At 44.5% G+C, this 16,895-nt stretch carries 15 protein-coding genes; 10 read left to right on the forward strand and 5 right to left on the reverse strand.

Features of this window, described 5'->3' with window-relative positions:
• Window positions 1-12: 12 nt before the first annotated feature.
• Entirely contained in the window at window positions 13-885 is an 873-nt protein-coding gene (locus tag GZN30_RS19640; RefSeq protein WP_075650599.1) for a LysR family transcriptional regulator, read from the reverse strand.
• Between the two features lie 183 nt (window positions 886-1,068).
• Between GZN30_RS19640 and GZN30_RS19645 the strand changes: the two genes are divergently transcribed.
• The 5 genes from GZN30_RS19645 to GZN30_RS19665 all read left to right on the forward strand — a co-directional run bounded on the left by GZN30_RS19645 (window position 1,069) and on the right by GZN30_RS19665 (window position 7,993).
• Window positions 1,069-2,217, forward strand: coding sequence for an S-(hydroxymethyl)glutathione dehydrogenase/class III alcohol dehydrogenase (locus GZN30_RS19645; RefSeq protein ID WP_075650601.1), 1,149 nt, complete (start codon window positions 1,069-1,071; stop codon window positions 2,215-2,217).
• 107 nt (window positions 2,218-2,324) lie between these two features.
• Complete coding sequence (gene fghA / locus GZN30_RS19650) at window positions 2,325-3,164, forward strand: S-formylglutathione hydrolase (RefSeq protein ID WP_075650603.1); 840 nt, start codon at window positions 2,325-2,327, stop codon at window positions 3,162-3,164.
• A 350-nt stretch (window positions 3,165-3,514) separates the two neighbouring features.
• On the forward strand, window positions 3,515-3,916 hold the full coding sequence (locus GZN30_RS19655) for a hypothetical protein (RefSeq protein WP_075650605.1): 402 nt from the start codon (window positions 3,515-3,517) through the stop codon (window positions 3,914-3,916).
• Between the two features lie 104 nt (window positions 3,917-4,020).
• Window positions 4,021-5,700 carry an RluA family pseudouridine synthase gene (locus GZN30_RS19660; RefSeq protein WP_075650607.1) on the forward strand — a complete coding sequence of 560 codons (1,680 nt, stop codon included), beginning with the start codon at window positions 4,021-4,023 and terminating at the stop codon, window positions 5,698-5,700.
• A 133-nt stretch (window positions 5,701-5,833) separates the two neighbouring features.
• Window positions 5,834-7,993 (forward strand): sensor domain-containing diguanylate cyclase, encoded by a 2,160-nt coding sequence (locus tag GZN30_RS19665; RefSeq protein WP_075650609.1) that lies wholly within the window; start codon window positions 5,834-5,836, stop codon window positions 7,991-7,993.
• A gap of 73 nt (window positions 7,994-8,066) precedes the next feature.
• Here GZN30_RS19665 and GZN30_RS19670 read toward each other — a convergent pair whose 3' ends face one another.
• Window positions 8,067-8,627 carry a sugar O-acetyltransferase gene (locus GZN30_RS19670; protein ID WP_075650611.1) on the reverse strand — a complete coding sequence of 187 codons (561 nt, stop codon included), beginning with the start codon at window positions 8,625-8,627 and terminating at the stop codon, window positions 8,067-8,069.
• 273 nt (window positions 8,628-8,900) lie between these two features.
• On the opposite strand from GZN30_RS19670, the gene GZN30_RS19675 reads away from it, so the two are divergent.
• From GZN30_RS19675 to yqfB, 3 genes are all read left to right on the forward strand, one after another.
• Window positions 8,901-9,833, forward strand: coding sequence for a universal stress protein (locus GZN30_RS19675; protein WP_075650613.1), 933 nt, complete (start codon window positions 8,901-8,903; stop codon window positions 9,831-9,833).
• A 219-nt stretch (window positions 9,834-10,052) separates the two neighbouring features.
• Window positions 10,053-12,041 (forward strand): U32 family peptidase, encoded by a 1,989-nt coding sequence (locus GZN30_RS19680; RefSeq protein WP_075650615.1) that lies wholly within the window; start codon window positions 10,053-10,055, stop codon window positions 12,039-12,041.
• 677 nt (window positions 12,042-12,718) lie between these two features.
• On the forward strand, window positions 12,719-13,036 hold the full coding sequence (gene yqfB / locus GZN30_RS19685) for a N(4)-acetylcytidine aminohydrolase (RefSeq protein ID WP_075650619.1): 318 nt from the start codon (window positions 12,719-12,721) through the stop codon (window positions 13,034-13,036).
• 33 nt (window positions 13,037-13,069) lie between these two features.
• On the opposite strand, the gene GZN30_RS19690 is transcribed toward yqfB, so the two are convergent.
• The gene (locus GZN30_RS19690) at window positions 13,070-13,561 is read right to left on the reverse strand and encodes a hypothetical protein (protein ID WP_075650621.1); all 492 of its coding nucleotides are present in this window, start codon (window positions 13,559-13,561) and stop codon (window positions 13,070-13,072) included.
• Between the two features lie 383 nt (window positions 13,562-13,944).
• Here GZN30_RS19690 and GZN30_RS19695 point away from each other — a divergent pair, with 383 nt between their 5' ends.
• The gene (locus GZN30_RS19695; protein ID WP_075650623.1) at window positions 13,945-14,460 is read left to right on the forward strand and encodes an AAA family ATPase; all 516 of its coding nucleotides are present in this window, start codon (window positions 13,945-13,947) and stop codon (window positions 14,458-14,460) included.
• Here GZN30_RS19695 and GZN30_RS19700 read toward each other — a convergent pair.
• Window positions 14,457-15,314 carry a patatin-like phospholipase family protein gene (locus GZN30_RS19700; protein ID WP_408646840.1) on the reverse strand — a complete coding sequence of 286 codons (858 nt, stop codon included), beginning with the start codon at window positions 15,312-15,314 and terminating at the stop codon, window positions 14,457-14,459. The two genes, GZN30_RS19695 and GZN30_RS19700, sit on opposite strands and share 4 nt — an antisense overlap.
• A 155-nt stretch (window positions 15,315-15,469) precedes the next feature.
• Here GZN30_RS19700 and GZN30_RS19705 point away from each other — a divergent pair, with 155 nt between their 5' ends.
• On the forward strand, window positions 15,470-16,345 hold the full coding sequence (locus GZN30_RS19705; protein WP_075650625.1) for an AEC family transporter: 876 nt from the start codon (window positions 15,470-15,472) through the stop codon (window positions 16,343-16,345).
• On the opposite strand, the gene soxR is transcribed toward GZN30_RS19705, so the two are convergent.
• Entirely contained in the window at window positions 16,342-16,785 is a 444-nt protein-coding gene (gene soxR, locus GZN30_RS19710) for a redox-sensitive transcriptional activator SoxR (RefSeq protein ID WP_075650627.1), read from the reverse strand. The genes GZN30_RS19705 and soxR overlap by 4 nt on opposite strands.
• Window positions 16,786-16,895: the final 110 nt, after the last annotated feature.

The following is a 16,895-nucleotide window of genomic DNA, read 5'->3' on the forward strand; positions in this document are numbered from 1 at the left end:
CATTACGAGATGCTATTCCGCCATACGCTCTGCAAGGAAATCAATCAACAAACGTACTTTCGGTGATAGGTTACGGTTTTGCGGATACAGAGCCCAAATCCCCTCCCTCTCATCACGATACTCCTTAAGCACCTCAACCAACTCGCCACTATCTAAGGCACTTTGCACATAGTAGTCCGGCAGCTGAATCAAACCGAGCCCGCGCTTCGACGCATCCATGAGTGCAAAACCGGAGTTACACTGAATTCGACCGCTCACTCGAACCGATTTTTCACTGTTGTTTTGTCTAAAACGCCAATGTGCCATATTGCTGACTAAGCATTGGTGATGAACCAATTCTGATAGGCTATGGGGCGCGCCATACTTTTCAATGTATTCAGGACTGGCACAAACATACAGTTGGCGTGAAGCCAGCCTTTTCGCCACTAGCGTCGAATCACGCAGACGACCAAGGCGGATTGCCACATCAAACCCAGCTTCAATTAAGTCCACGGTTTGGTTGGATAGATCCAATTCCAAATCAATTTGCGGATAACTCAGTAAAAATTCATTCAGCAAAGGGGCAACATGCATTTCGCCATAAGTGACTGGAGCTGTAATTTTAATCTTACCTTTCGGCACTGCTTGTAAGTCAGTCACCGCGAGCTCTGCGAGCTCCAAGCCTTCCACTAAAAGCTTACATTGCTCAAAGTACACCATACCCGCTTCCGTCAAGGTGACTTTACGTGTGGTTCGATTAAGTAGCTTAACCGCTAAACGCTCTTCCAATGCAGAGACTCGGCGACTGATTTGCGCCACTGAGGTATTCAGTTTTTTTGCTGCTCCGGTAAAACTAAACGTTTCTGCCACCGCAACAAACTCACTGACTCCTTCCCAACTCGCCATATTAAACTCTCATTATTACATGTACGTAAAAATCATTTACATAATAGCCCGATTATCATTTGAAATGAAATACATAAAATAAGCACCATCTTGATGAGGCAGCAATACTGCTTAACCTCAACTACCTTTAATAGATTATTCGATGCCGGTGTTAAACACGGGCAACACTAGAAGGAAAATGCAATGGCGCTTGAAATCAAACCAGGTCAAACTCACATCAAATCAAAAGCTATGGTTGCTTGGGCAGCTGGCGAACCATTAAAAATGGAAGAAGTGGATGTTCAACTTCCAAAAGCAGGCGAAGTATTAGTTCGCATCGTAGCAACTGGCGTATGTCACACTGACGCATTCACGCTTTCAGGTGACGATCCAGAAGGTATCTTCCCTTCAATTCTTGGTCACGAAGGTGGCGGTATCGTTGAAATGGTTGGTGAAGGTGTAACGAGCGTTGAAGTTGGCGACCACGTTATCCCTCTTTACACCGCTGAATGTGGCGAATGTAAGTTCTGTAAATCGGGTAAAACTAACCTATGCCAAGCCGTTCGTGAAACGCAAGGTAAAGGTCTAATGCCTGACGGTACTAGCCGCTTCTCAATCAACGGCGAAACTATCTTCCACTACATGGGTTGTTCAACTTTCTCTGAGTACACAGTACTGCCAGAAATTTCATTGGCGAAAGTAAACAAAGAAGCACCACTTGAAGAAGTTTGTCTACTAGGTTGTGGCGTAACCACAGGTATGGGTGCGGTACTAAACACAGCTAAAGTAGAAAAAGGCGACAACGTTGCGGTATTCGGCTTAGGCGGTATCGGTCTATCTGCAATCATCGGTGCTCGCATGGCTGGTGCAAACCGCATCATCGGTGTTGACATCAACGAAAGCAAATTTGAGCTAGCAAAACAGCTTGGCGCAACTGACTGCATCAACCCAATGAAATTCGATAAACCAATCCAAGACGTGATCGTTGAGATGACTGACGGTGGTGTGGAATACTCATTTGAATGTATCGGTAACGTTAACGTGATGCGTCAAGCACTAGAGTGCTGTCACAAAGGTTGGGGCGAATCAGTAATCATCGGTGTTGCTGGTGCAGGTCAAGAGATCTCTACTCGTCCATTCCAACTTGTTACTGGTCGCGTATGGCGTGGTAGCGCATTTGGCGGTGTTAAAGGTCGCTCTGAGCTACCAGAAATCGTTGAGCGTTACATGGCGGGTGAATTTGGTTTGCAAGAGTTCATCACTCACACCATGGGTCTACAAGACGTAAATGAAGCATTCGAACTGATGCACAAAGGTGAGTCTATCCGTACTGTTCTACATATGGATAAATAATTCCACCCAGTTCAAACAAACTCGCTCTCTAGGTTTTGCCTAGAGAGCGGACTAACGATACTAACGTTCATCATTGTAAAGCCTAGAAACTGACCGAGAGATTATCCATGACCATCGAAAACCTCAGCCAAGCAAAAGTATTTGGTGGCTGGCATAAGCAGTACTCACACCAAGCAACTAGTCTAAATTGCGCAATGCGCTTTGCGATTTTCTTGCCACCGAATGCAACACCAAGCAACCCGGTTCCTGCCGTTTACTGGTTGTCAGGTTTAACCTGTACCGATGAAAACTTTATGCAGAAAGCTGGCGCATTTCGCGCAGCCGCTGAACTGGGCATCGCTATCATCGCACCCGATACAAGCCCAAGAGGTGACGACGTCGCGGATGATGAAAACTACGATTTAGGCAAAGGCGCTGGTTTTTACCTTAATGCGACGCAAGCCCCGTGGTCAAAGCACTACCATATGTACGACTACATCGTAGATGAGCTACCTAAACTGATTGAAGCCAACTTCCCTGTCTCAAGCGTGAAAAGTATTTTTGGTCACAGCATGGGCGGTCATGGCGCACTCACGATTGGTCTAAAAAATAGCGACAACTATCGCTCTATTTCAGCATTTAGCCCGATCACTAACCCAATGCAATGTCCTTGGGGGCAAAAAGCATTCACCGCTTACTTAGGTAAATCGGTAGAAAGCTGGAAAGAGTATGACGCCACCGAGCTACTAAAACTTGGGCGAGCAAAGTTACCTATGTTGGTAGACCAAGGCGATGCAGACAGCTTTCTTCACGAGCAACTAAAACCAGAATCACTTATCCATGCAGCGAATATGCATGACAGTGAGCTGAATTTGAGAATGCAAGCAGGCTATGACCATAGCTATTACTTCATCTCGACCTTTATTGAAGAGCATTTGCGCTTCCACGCTAAATACTTGTTCGCTTAATCGCTACAACACTCAATAAAGCACTTTCAAATTTCTTAAGATGAATACCAATCAGCACAAGTCTTTGATCATTCTTGCTGATTAAAATCGCTGATAACGTTGTTGCAGATTTGGTAATTAGAATAACTAGTTAACGGCAATCTGCGCCTAGTTCTAAGCGATTTTCCTTGCGCAATTAACTGACCACTTACTTATCCCGATTGGTATTAGCCCTTTTCACTGCCGAAAAGGGCTTTTTGTCTTAATCATCCCATTGTAAATGCCGTAGCATTTACCCGCATAGCTTTGCGCATACCCTTGGCTGCGCTACACTAGCAGCAACTTTCGTTTGCTTGTTAGAACAACTCAACATGTCTAAATTAAAAATCGTTTTCTTATCTATAGTGGTGATCGCTGCTGCGGTAGCTGCATGGGTCTTTATCCCAACGCATACCAGTTTAGGTCCACAAATCGCTTCAATCCCTATTGGCAATGATCTAACGTTAGTCGGTCATAAAATTGCGTCGACTGAAAAGAAACTCAATAAACTTAACCAATACTTCTTAATTGCTAATGGCGCTGAAATTGGCGATCAAGAGCCTGTGCTAACTACTTCTGATCAATTCCTACGCGTCGAGTCTGTCAAAGACAACACGTTCACACTGAGCGTTAAAGGTCGCATTGAACAATATCGTAATGATATTTGGGTAGAAAAATCAGATGGTACGGTTCACCACTGGCTGATTAGCTTAGATTCAAGCTACGTGCGCTAAACGTCCCCAGTAAAGTAAAAACACCACCTTGCTTAGACAAGGTGGTATTCCTCGCCTAAACGGGTAAAATCTCGGCTCTCAATTACGCTGATAGAAGTTTTACCATGCACCAACCAGAGCAACTGTTCACTCGTTTTAACGCCGATATTGCAGGTATTGAATTACCAAATGCGTTTACTTTCCCATTTTACTATCAGCCTCACCCGCTTTGTGTCCTTGCAGCCCAAGAGCTGCAACAGCACCTTGTTGAGCAATCAAATTGGCAGCACAACTTTGGCAGTGAAAACGATCCAACCGGCACTGGGAAAATGTTTGGTGTACTTTTGGTACGCTCTCCACAAGGCGAACTCGGTTATTTAAGTGCATTTTCTGGCAAAATCGCCGAGGAAAACCTGCTTCCACACTTCGTCCCACCTGTTTTTGACATGTTGGCGGAAGAGTGCTTTTTCCGCACAGAATTAGCCGAAATTACCGAACTAAACAGCCAAGTAAAACAGCTTTCCGCGAACCCGAAATTAGCCGAGTTAAATGCATCATTGACTCAGCATAAAAACGACTATCAGCAACAAGAGCAGCAGCAACGCCAAGCCATGATTGATGGACGCGCTGCTCGCAAAAATCAGCGTCAGCAAGCTGAAGAAACATTGCATGGTGAAGAACTAAAAACCATTCTCGATGATCTCGCCAAGCAAAGTGTGGCTGAGAAAAACGTACTGAAATATCTCAAGCTAGAGTGGGAAGCGAAAATTGCGCTACTGCAAAGCGAGCTCGAGCAACTAAACAGTGAAATTAATCACGCCAAACAGCAACGTAAACATCTGTCTAACGCGCTACAGAATAAGTTGTTTGAGCAGTACCGTTTTCTAAATGCCAATGGTGAACAAAAATCCCTAAAAGCCATTTTTGCCGAGACGACAAACCCGACACCTCCAGCTGGTGCAGGTGAGTGTGCAGCCCCTAAACTGCTTCACTACGCCTATAAACATGGCTTTACGCCGTTGGCAATGGCTGAGTTTTGGTGGGGCGTATCACCAAAATCTGAAGTTAGGCAGCATAAAAAATTCTACCCGTCTTGCCACGGCAAATGTAACCCGATCCTCGGTCACATGTTACAAGGATTAGACGTCGATCCAAACCCGCTGGAAGACAACTGGGGTAAAGACAAAGAGCTAGAAATCATTTACCAAGATGAAGCGATTGTTGTGGTCAACAAGCCTTCTGGTCTGCTTTCAGTGCCGGGTAAAACAATCAAAGATTCAGCCTATACTCGCGTCCAAGCCCTGTTTCCTGACGTAGAGGGTCCTTTTGTGCTGCACCGTTTAGATATGGCAACTTCTGGCTTATTGGTTTTCGCCCTCACCCGTCGTGCCAACAAAAGCTTGCAAAAACAATTCATAACTCGTGGCGTAGAGAAACGCTACCTAGCGATGGTGGAAGGCGTAGTTGAGCAAACCAGTGGCGAAATCAACTTGCCTATGCGTGGCGACCCAGATGACCGTCCACGTCAATTAGTGTGCTTTGAACATGGCAAACCGGCGACAACCTATTGGGAGCTGGTCGAAGTGAAAGATGGACGCAGTAAGCTGATCATGTACCCTAAAACCGGACGTACCCACCAGCTGCGCGTACATTGTGCTCATCATCAAGGGCTTAATATGGCGATGGTTGGTGACGGTTTATATGGCGAAAAAGACTCTCGCTTACATCTGCATGCTGAGCAATTGTCCTTCGATCACCCTTACACCCATCAACGCGTGATCTTTATTGCAAACTGCGAATTCTGAGCTGTAGGATAAATCCTACAAGTCTCGGAAAATTCACTGTAACTCATTGAGTAAATAGTGATTTCACGCTTGTCATAGTTATTCATCTTCCTCCGGCTAAAACTTATAATCACAGTGCTCCGGAGGAAAGTGAATGAGTCACGCTGCATTAGAAAAAATACAAGCAATCATGTCTCAACTGCCTTTAACACAAGGCGTTGAAGGCGTTGAGCAATCTATAAATAAAATAAATCAAGTTTGCCAAGAGCATAACTACACATTGCCAAAACTCTTCACGTTAATTCTTGAGGGTGTAAAAGGCAATCGCAACGACAACCGTCAATATTCAATCATCGTGTTTGAAGAAGCTCTGACACTATGTCGTGAAACAGACATTGTTCAGCGGCTGCAAGTCAAAACTTTGCTTGGCTCTATTTATGCCGATTATGAAGAATTTCACAAAGCTTACGATCTCTACAGAGAAGTTCTAGAAAATGCTTATTATCTAGATGCTAACTACTTGTCGCTTGCCTACACTAACATCAGTGATTTTTATCTCTGCCTAGAGCAATATGAGCAAGCTTACCAAATTGCGTCATATGGTGCTCAGTACGGGGAAAAAATTGGTCACCATTCTAACCATGCGATTTGCCTACTCAATATGGGATACGCACTAGGTCACTTGGAAGGACAACATCAAAAAGCGATTTTACACTGTAAAAAAGCAAGAGATATTGGAGCAACGAACGGCGCAACGCGTAGCGAAGCTATTGCGAATGGCTATATCGCGCAAATCATGGCGAAACATCATCAATATTATCGAGTCGAAGAGATCCAATATCACTTCTCTCTTGCCGCAGAATTGTTCGTCGATATTTATGATGTGCACAATCAAACCGAATGTCAGGTACAGCAAATTGTTTACCTAACAAAGACGGGAGATTACGTTACCGCTTTACCTTTAGCTCTAGAACTCTATCAATCCATTCGTGCTGATGAAAACTATGGCTTTTTCTCATTATTGTGCGAAAGCCTATGTGAACTTTTGGCTCACGCTGGCGATCAAAAACGTCTTTGTGAAATTCAAACGGTCTATCTCCAAGCTTCGAACAAACAAATTGAAAAGCTACAACGCAAAGAGTTTGATAACCTTCTGAATCAGATTGAAAAATCAACTCAAGATCACGAGCGCTTAGTACTCGACAAAATGCAGCAGCATATTGGCGCGGTCACCGAAGTGGGACAATCTATTGCCACCTCTGAAAACATCGCAAATAACTTGCCCTTGATCTACGAAAAGATTTGTTCGATTTTCCCGACCCAAGAGTTTGGTATCGCGCTGTATCATGAAAAAGCTGACACATTAGAATATTGCTACTTTTACGACGAAAATGGTCCGGTCGAAAACTTCAAAGTAGATTGTGCACACCAATACTCCGTTGGCAGTTACGTGGTAAAAAATCGCCGTACCGTGCACTTAAACCGTATCAATGATGAAGCGCTAAGTGTGTTTGTGCCAGAACAAGAGCGTAACAACAAAGAGTGTAAGCACTTTAGAAATGACTCGCCTGTGCAGTCAATCATTCTGACGCCAATCATGATGCAAAATAAAGTACTCGGCGTCCTGTCGATTCAACACTCTTTAGCCGATCAGTACTTACAATACCACTGTAATCTATTTGAACAATTGGCGAGCTTCATTGCTGTTGCGCTGGAAAACCACATGCAGCGAAACAAACTGGAAATTGCCTACCAAAAACTGGAAACGCTTTCGAAAACCGATCCATTAACCGGTCTATATAACCGTTACCAGCTGGATGACATCGCACCGAAGTTAATCGATAAAGCAATAGAATCAGATACCTATTTAGCAGCAGCCGTCATCGATGTCGATTACTACAAAGGGTATAACGACTATCATGGTCATCACCAAGGTGATATTGCCCTCGAGCGTATCGCTGGCGAAATGCAAAAAGTGTTTGATCGCGGTACCGACTATCTATTCCGCTATGGTGGGGACGAATTTCTATTACTAAGTATTGATTCTTCTCCAGAGGAGTTACATCAACGCTTACTCGACCTACAGCAAGCCATACAAGATTTAGCGTTAGCTAACCCCTTATCGATATGTAGTGATTTACTTACCTTATCGATTGGCGCAGCAAGTTTGACCAATTTGCAGCATGCTACTCATGGCTTTGAAACATTATTCAACCTCGCCGACCAAGAACTTTATAAAGTGAAAAAAGCGGGTCGTAATGCGGTCAGTAACACTGAACACCATCTGAGTAGAGAGACTATCCTCGATACTTAAATCACACCTCATTGAGAGATGCGCTCCAATGTATCTGGAGCGCAGTTTACCACTTCACAGAGTCTTAAAGCCGTTACTTCTGCTCAATTGGGCGAATCACGCGACATGGGTTACCTGCCGCAAGCACATTATCTGGAATATCTTTCGTTACTACGCTACCTGCGCCGATAACACTGTTGTTCCCAATCGTCACGCCTGGGCAAACTATCGCTCCGCCACCCAGCCAAACGTTGTCACCAATGGTGATCGGTAAACCAAACTCAACCCCCTCTTCCACACGTCCTTGCACATCTAATGGATGACCTGCGGTGTAAAGTTGTACATTGGGAGCAAGCAGCACGTTATCACCGATGATCACTTCAGCCACATCTAAAACCACACAATTGAAATTGGCGTAGAAATTCTTACCTACCTTGATATTGCTACCATAGTCGCAACGAAAAGGGGGCTCTAAAAACGCCTCACTACTATTTGGAATTAGCTCATTGATCGCGTCACGCCAATCTTGGGTATCAGGAATGCTGTTATTTAACTTTTGTAATGTCTTGCGACAAGCAATACGCGCGGAATAAAGTTCTTCATCCCAAGCGTTATAAGGCTCTCCAGCCAACATTTTTTGTTTTTCTGTTTTCATGTCCATCATCGCGGTAGGGGTACATATTTTCGCCAAATACGGTTTAGCAAATCAATGCCCATTCTATCGTTAATCACCAACCGACGTATCAGGAAATTGTTAGCCTATTCTCGCTGGGTAATGTTCGAGCTCAATGACCCAACAAACCTAAAACTTAGTCCTCAACAAACTGAATATTCGCCAGTTTTACTTTTTCCTTACTAATAACCTTATTAGTAAGGTGGATTTTTTCATTAAGCAGTACAACACTTATAGCAGCAACGGGAGGTGATTATGAAAGAGTTCAAGAACATTCTTTTCGTTAGCCAAGGGCTACCTGAGAACCGAGACTCAATCGAGCAAGCCCTTACGCTATCAAAACGCAACAACGCGTCATTGATGGGTTTGATCGTTTCCCCTGCTTTACCAAAAAACATGGCTAACTACCGGGATGCGTATCAGCAATCCCTGCGCGATACTCTAGATAAAGAAATTACGCAGGTCCAACAAACCATTGAAGACAACGCTGACTTACCATTAGCGGTCGAAATTGCTTGCGGCGATAAACCGGCTTTAAAAATCATTCAGTGCGTACAAAACCACCATAGAGATTTACTGATTAAACAAGCGGAGCCTATCAATGATGGTGCTGAAGGTTTCAAAGCACTGGATATGAAGTTACTGCGCAAATGTCCATGCCCAATATGGCTTCACCGCTCGAGTGTAAAACCTCATAGCCATAAACGAGTCGCGGTTGCGATTGACCCTATCGTGCACAGTGAAGAAGACAAACAGCTCGTGTTACAACTGCTGACTGTTGCAAGATCTATCGCCGACAGTTGTGACAGTCGCCTTCACATCATCTCATGTTGGCAATATGAACTAGAAAGTTATCTAAGACACCACTCTTGGATACAAATCGATGATGAGCAGTTAAATCAAGAGATTGAGCTCTTACGTGATAATCATCGGCAGCAACTCGACAATCTCATTGAAGAATCGGGCATTGCTGGCGAATTTACAGTCCATCACATTAATGGGCGCGCCGATGATGAAATACCACAATGTGTGGCGATTCTTGAAATCGATATTCTTGTGATGGGCACCATCGCCCGCTCAGGTATCAAAGGTTTGGTGATGGGTAACACGGCTGAAAATATCCTCCAGTCGCTGACCTGCTCCCTCGTCGCATTAAAACCTCAGGGCTTTGTATCACCAATCACATAAACGGTATTGCGATTGCCCCTTAACTGAATTAAGCCAAACCTCATCAGCGCTTTTCCCCTCGCATGATGAGGTTTTTTTCTTAAAGGGGATAGGTTGTGATCAAGCAGTTTGATGCTCAGCCGCACTGCAATAGCTGCACCGCTCTCTAAATTAAATTCGCTTCCTCGGAGTGAAAACCGTAAAATGCGCGCCTATTTTTGTTGAGTAAGAAGATAAACAGTGACACGCGATCAATTTGAGTTGTTAGCTCCAGGCGGAGACTTAGAGTCAATTAAAGCGGCAATTGCTGCAGGTGCGGATGCCATCTACTGTGGTTTAGATCGATTTAATGCCCGTAACCGTGCAGCCAACCTAACGCTTGATAACTTAAATGGTGTGTTAGAACTTGCTCATCAGCACAGCTGCAAAATTTTTCTCACACTCAATGTATTGATCTTAGAGAGTGAAATTCCCGCGATTGTGCGTCTGCTCAGCCAATTGAATACCACAACCATCGATGGGGTGATCGTTCAAGATTTAGGTCTCGCCTACATCCTTAAGCACCACTTCCCGCAACTGGACGTGCACGCATCGACTCAGCTCAACACGCATAATGAAGGGCAAATTTTATTTTTGAATCAACTCACGGCAAGTCGAGTGAACTTGTCACGTGAATTGAATATCAATGAGATCAAGCACCTCGCTCAATTCGGCAAGCAACACAATGTGCAGATGGAAGTGTTCGTTCACGGTTCATACTGCATCGGCTTTTCCGGTATTTGTTACATCAGCTCTGCACGTAATGGTGCTTCGGGTAACCGTGGTCGCTGTAGTCAACCTTGCCGCGAACAATACGAAACGACCAAAACGGGAAACAGTTACCCGCTCAATATGAAAGACAATTCTGCTTTTAGTGATTTAGAAGCCTTAGCAGAGGCAGGCGTATACTCACTTAAAGTCGAAGGGCGGATCAAAAAGTCCCACTACGTATACACTGTGGTCGATAACTGGCGTCAACAAATCGATCGTCTAGTTGGTGGTAAGGAGCTCTCTCAGGACACGACAGAGCTGTATACTGTTTTCAACCGCGACTTTTCCAACGCCTTCTTACAAGGTGAATACGGTAAATCGATGTATATCGATAACCCTCGCGATCACGCAGTAAAACACTTCTCGACCATCTATCAATGTCAAAGTGTTGATGATATTCAGCAAGTGAAAAAGAAACTTTATGATGACAAAACTGCCATCATAGAAAACGTCGCGAACAAGACTCAAGACTTTGATATCAGCGGTTTTGCAAACAAAAGCAGTCTAAAAGGCGCGATAGATGTCCCTAGCCTACCTTCTATCCCTGCGCCACCGAATCGCGAAGGTGCAGCACGACTCGCTGTGCTAATTTCTTCCAATGAAGATTGTCACCTTGCTCAGCAAGACAATATTGATGTCTATTATCAAATGCCTATGGGGCTTGCTGATGAGTGGCAAAACCTCGTCACCCTATTTGAAGCTAACCCGAGGCTAAAGCCATGGTTCCCTGCCATTTTAATTGGTGACGACTACCAAGCCGCACACCATTTCTTAGCGGCAGTAAAGCCACAATGGCTTATCACCAACAACTCAGGTGTCGGCGTAATCGCAAAACAACTTGGGTTAAATTGGGTTGCGGGTCCACAGATGAATACCACCAATTCCTACGCACTAAAATGTTTGCATGAAGAATTTGGGGCGAGTGGTGCCTTTATCTCCAACGAACTCAATATGAAGCAGATGCGTCATATCAAACGCCCTGCAAGCATGCGCAGTTTTTACAGTGTTTATCATCCCAACACACTACTGACTAGCCGTCAGTGTCTGTTCCAACAAACAGAAGGCTGCAAAAAGATTAAGGTGAATAAAGGCTGCTTAAAGCGTTGTAATAAGCGCACATCGATTATCAATCTCAAAGACAATCCGTATGTGATTCAAAAACAGCGTGGCAGCCATAACGCGATTTATAGCGAGCACAATGTAATGAACCTTGAAGTGCTGCAAGATCTCCCGCAACTGTTCACCGATATCCTGATCGATTTGCGTGATATCCAAACCGAAACGCAAGTTAATGCCACTAAGGCGCACATCATTGAGCAGTTTATCACGCTACTTAATGCTGCGACGGGCAATCAAGCGGAGCAATTGCATCAAATGATCCAACCTACCGCCAATGCGCAATACCATAAAGGGCTGTAACCGTCTTATTCAATCTGGGGGAGTGACGCGTTTACTCCCTCCACCACCTCTTCAAATTAAACCTACCAGCTTCACAATTTCCACAATTAAGCGTATCGCGTTTCTGTGGAACTCTCTATCTTAATAACGGGGCGATTGGCCTCATATTATTAAGGAAGTTGTATGTTAGTTTGGTCTCTCACTGGTTTAATTATCTTTTTAGCTATTCAATTTTTCTCGCCATCTCAAGCTTTCACTACCAAACGCATGTTATGCGCTTTCATGTCCTGCGTTCTCGGTCCACTTATGCTTATTGCCGCCGTCGGCTCTCAAGTCAACGCTAATTGCTGGGTAAAACGCTCCGCATCTGCATAAACAATCTGTTAGACAATGACCAGCCCAGATGGGTAATCAATTTGCGGCAGGTCATTATGTCATTGCTTTCTCGCTCTACTCGTCACTACCAAATTTTGGTGTAATCTTGCTTCAACGCTTTTCCAATCCAGCCATCGTTCACACACGACTGTTGTGAGTAAACCGGCTCGAATAACTAGACCTATCCTGCTTAAAAAAACGCTCGCATCAGAGGCTAATCTGATCATTTCTACAAAGTCTGTCGAAATTCAAAACATAAATTCAGATACTGTCCAACTGATATAGTTTACAATTGAGATTAGTATCAACGAGACCACGCAATCATGACGCAAGCACCGACTAAAATTACCTTTTTCGAATTTCTAACGCCACTTATCACCTCTGGTATGAAAACCATCACCATTCGTGATGAAGCTGAAAGCCATTATGTCCCAGGTACGCAAGTGGAAGTGTTTACCTTGGAAACCGATAAGAAAGTTTGTGAAATTAAGATTCTATCTGTGGAGCCTTTACAGTTCGATGAGATCAATGAATTTCACGCACAACAGGAAGCTTTACCTCTTGACGAACTAAAGCGCTTAATTGCTGAAATTTATCCGAATTTGAACGAGCTTTACATGATCAGCTACGAGTTGATCTAGCAAAGTCAGAAAAGGGGCGAATGCCCCTTTTTGTTAGACGAATTTTGGTCGTTGATAATGGTTTGCGCGGCGTGTCGCAATAAAGAAAACCAGAATAAAAATCGGTAAGTAAGCCATTAAAGCCTCTATGAAGCCAAGCTGACTACTCACTGGAATTTGGATACCTAGCTCAATCAAGCGCTGATCGTAATCGTGCATTGCCGCAGGCAATAAGATATACAGACAACCGAGCAAAGCTCCCCATATTGCATAATGAGCAACTCGGGCGACGTTGTAAAAGGCGTCCAGCAAAATGCTAAAAAACAACGCAAAGAAAAAACTTAACGGTATTGAACGCATCACCATTAACAGCCACTCTTTAGCCAATAGCTCGCGACGGGAAATCAGTGATGTTGTATCTACAACAAACAAACTCAGCTCTTTGGAAAGTGATAAATACCATTGCGCAGACAGCACGACACCGTAACCACCGACGAGCAGCAGTCCAAGAATCAAAGCAGCGATGCCACACAGTATGTTTTTCACAATTTCCTCGGTGTTAAATAGCTACATATTCATGTATGTTTTGCGTAGATAATCACCAAACTTAAAATAAAACCAAGATAAATATATCAAACTTATTGTATATATCGCACTTCCTCATACCAAGCCAATACCCAAACTCGCTCATATCGTGATATCAGATACGGTAAGATAGAGTGTCGTCAAGGTCGATTGATTATGAATTTTTAGATGACTTCTGCTTAATTTACTATTAGCTTTTGACTAACCATGATTTCTTATTACACGACCTACCATGAATGTAACCACCGACAATCAACTGCTGATGTTTCAACCTATCGTCAAAAAGCTAAACGAGTCAGGGTATTGATTGAGTTTCTATTGGAAAAAATTTCGCAGGAATCACAATGACCCAACCCACTCTTTATATATTCTCTGGGCTACCAGGCAGCGGTAAAACCACTCTCGCTCAAGAGTTAGCTAAACACACCGGCGCGCTGTTTCTGCGTATTGATACTGTCGAGCAAGGACTACGAGATCTCTGCAATTTTAAAGTAGAAGGTGAAGGGTATCGCCTAAGTTATCGCATTATTAGTGATAACCTTAAACTGGGTATCAGCGCCATTGCAGATAGCTGTAATCCGATTCCATTGACGCGTAAAGAATGGCAGCAGGTTGCTCTAGATGCCAATGCTCACTACGTCAATATCGAAATCTTGTGCAGCGATCAACTTGAGCATAAAAGACGTGTTGAGGAGCGTATCTCTACCATCCCCTCACTGAAACAACCTTCTTGGCAACAAGTGGTTGAGCGTGAATATCACCCGTGGTCAACACCGGTGATTCGTATCGACACGGCGGGTAAATCGATTCAAGACTGCGCAAACGAATTGCTTACGAAGATCGCTCAGTTACCCCGTTAAAGCTTTTGCCACTCATTGATTGCTGAATGACCTAACTCAAGCCCCAACTGATACGCGCTTTGTAACGAACTTGCATCGCGGCTTAGGCGCTTGAGTTTGAAACTTTCCGGCGGACACACCTGGATAATTTGCACGCCTGGCGGTGGATTCTCGATAAGCGCTAACGTTTGATTATAGCGCTCACTGCGAGTAAGCATGGGCTCAATCAACTCTGGCGTATCGCGCAACAAACGCTTAAGCAAAGGCTTAAATTTCTCACCACCCTTACGATAACTGGCAGGACGACTGCGTAACACCATAATCTTACGCGCACCACGCGCAATGGCTTCAGCGACAGGAATCGCATCGGCAACCCCGCCATCTACGTAACGATGCTCACCTAACTCAACACCATGCCGATACATAATGGGTAACGCACTCGACGCTTTCATTGTTTCTGCCAGGCTGTCGACATCCGGAGTATGGTACTCGGCGTATCCTGAATCTTGACGCGCTACAACCAAGAAAAATGGTCTCGGATCTTCGCGCAATACGCGTTTATCAATACCAAGCTCTTCGAGGGTAATTCGCCACATCCAATCCAAATCCATTAAGTCGCCACCACCGAGATACTGACGTAAGTTAATGAACTCTTTACGACGACTATAATCGAGGTAAATTTTAAGGTTTCGACCCGGCATTTTTGCCAAATAGGCAGCAAGGTTACTCGCACCAGCTGAGACGCCCCAAAAACTATCAAAAGGAGAAAACTCTTGCGCTAGAAAGTGGTCTAGTACGCCACAAGAAAACACGCCGCGCATTGCGCCACCTTCAACAATTAATGCTGACTCACCCACTTGCATTATCGTATCCATACACCCTTCAATTTTTATTCCTGATCGCCCCAACATTACCAGAAACGCCATGCTGTTAAACAGCAAAAATTATCCAATCCGAATTTTGGAGTAGTGACCTAAGCCGGTAAGACTGCTAAGGTTTGTCTCTTACTTGGATTTTTTGCGGCAATGGAATGTTCGAACAAGTCATAGGAATACTGTTTCCAGTTTTTGCGTTAGTGGTCGTAGGTTATTCGGTTGGGCGTTGGATTCGCCCCGACTTTAAAGCCATTAACCGTATTAACATGGATACCTTTACTCCTGCTCTGGTCTTTTCCTCTTTGGTCGCCATGCCGCTCGATACGGAGCAGATCCCGCTGCTTAGCGCGGCATTAATTGCCGTACTAGTACCAGGGTTGGTGATGGTGCCAATCTGTAAATTAATGAAACTTGAGTTTCGAGCTTGGGCTCCACCGCATATGTTCCGCAACAGTGGCAACCTGGCGATTCCACTGTTTACTTACACGTTTGGCGACTCTGCACTCGCTGCCGCGGTATTATTATTTGTTGTGTCTGCTTGTACCCATATTAGCCTCGGCTTAGCGGTACTAAGTAATGGCAACCCATTCAAACAAGTGATTCGCATGCCAGTTTTCCTTGCCGCCGCAGCAGCACTCGCGATTAACCTTGCTGGGTTCTCCATTTGGACACCGCTTTATGAAGCGACCGCGTTGTTGGGGCAAGCAGCTGTTCCCGTAATGTTGCTCTCTCTTGGCGCGCAAATGTGCAATATGCGTCTATCTGGACTTAAAGTGGGATTATTGTGTACGGCGCAGTCTTTATTTACCGGCGCAGTAGCGTTTGCTTTGATTTACTATTTTATTCCGCTACCAACCATGCAATTACAGATGATGGTGCTGTTCGCCATGCTGCCACCAGCAGTAATGAATTATTTATTTGCGGAGCGATTTGATATTCAGCCGGAGCAAGTGGCATCGATGGTATTGTATGGCAACTTCTTTAGTATACTGACGTTGCCATTGTTGCTCTCATTTGCCTTATCGCTTTAAAAGTTGTCCTCTGGTTCAGTCAGCAGCGATTCTCCTGTGTGTTCAGCGGCACGAGTATCTTCTGGGTTGCGTAAATTACAGCTGTCGAGAGACAAGCAGCCACAGCCAATGCAGCCGTTAAGATCTCGCTGTAACGCTTTAAGTTGCAAAATCCGATGCTCAAGATCGGCGTGCCATTGCGTCGCCATCGCTTCCCATTGAGCTTTGGTAGGGGCTTTATGCTTGGGTAAAGCTGCAAATGCTTGAGCGATTTCTTCTAAGCTCATCCCAACTTGTTGTGCTGCTTTGATTACCGCAACACGACGAATCACACTGCGGTCATAACGGCGTTGATTCCCTTGATTACGCCAACTACTAATCAAACCTTTCTGTTCGTAGAAGTGTAAGGCAGAAACCTTAACACCAGCCCGCTCAGCAACTTGCCCTACCGACATCTCCATACCATCCTCCCAGCAACAAATTCTTTTTATAAAAGCACTTTACCTCAGCTTAACTTGAGGTTCTAGGATGAGGGCATAACTTAACTATTGCTCACAAGGATGTTCGAGTA

This window comes from Vibrio ponticus (assembly GCF_009938225.1).
Classification (GTDB): domain Bacteria; phylum Pseudomonadota; class Gammaproteobacteria; order Enterobacterales; family Vibrionaceae; genus Vibrio; species Vibrio ponticus.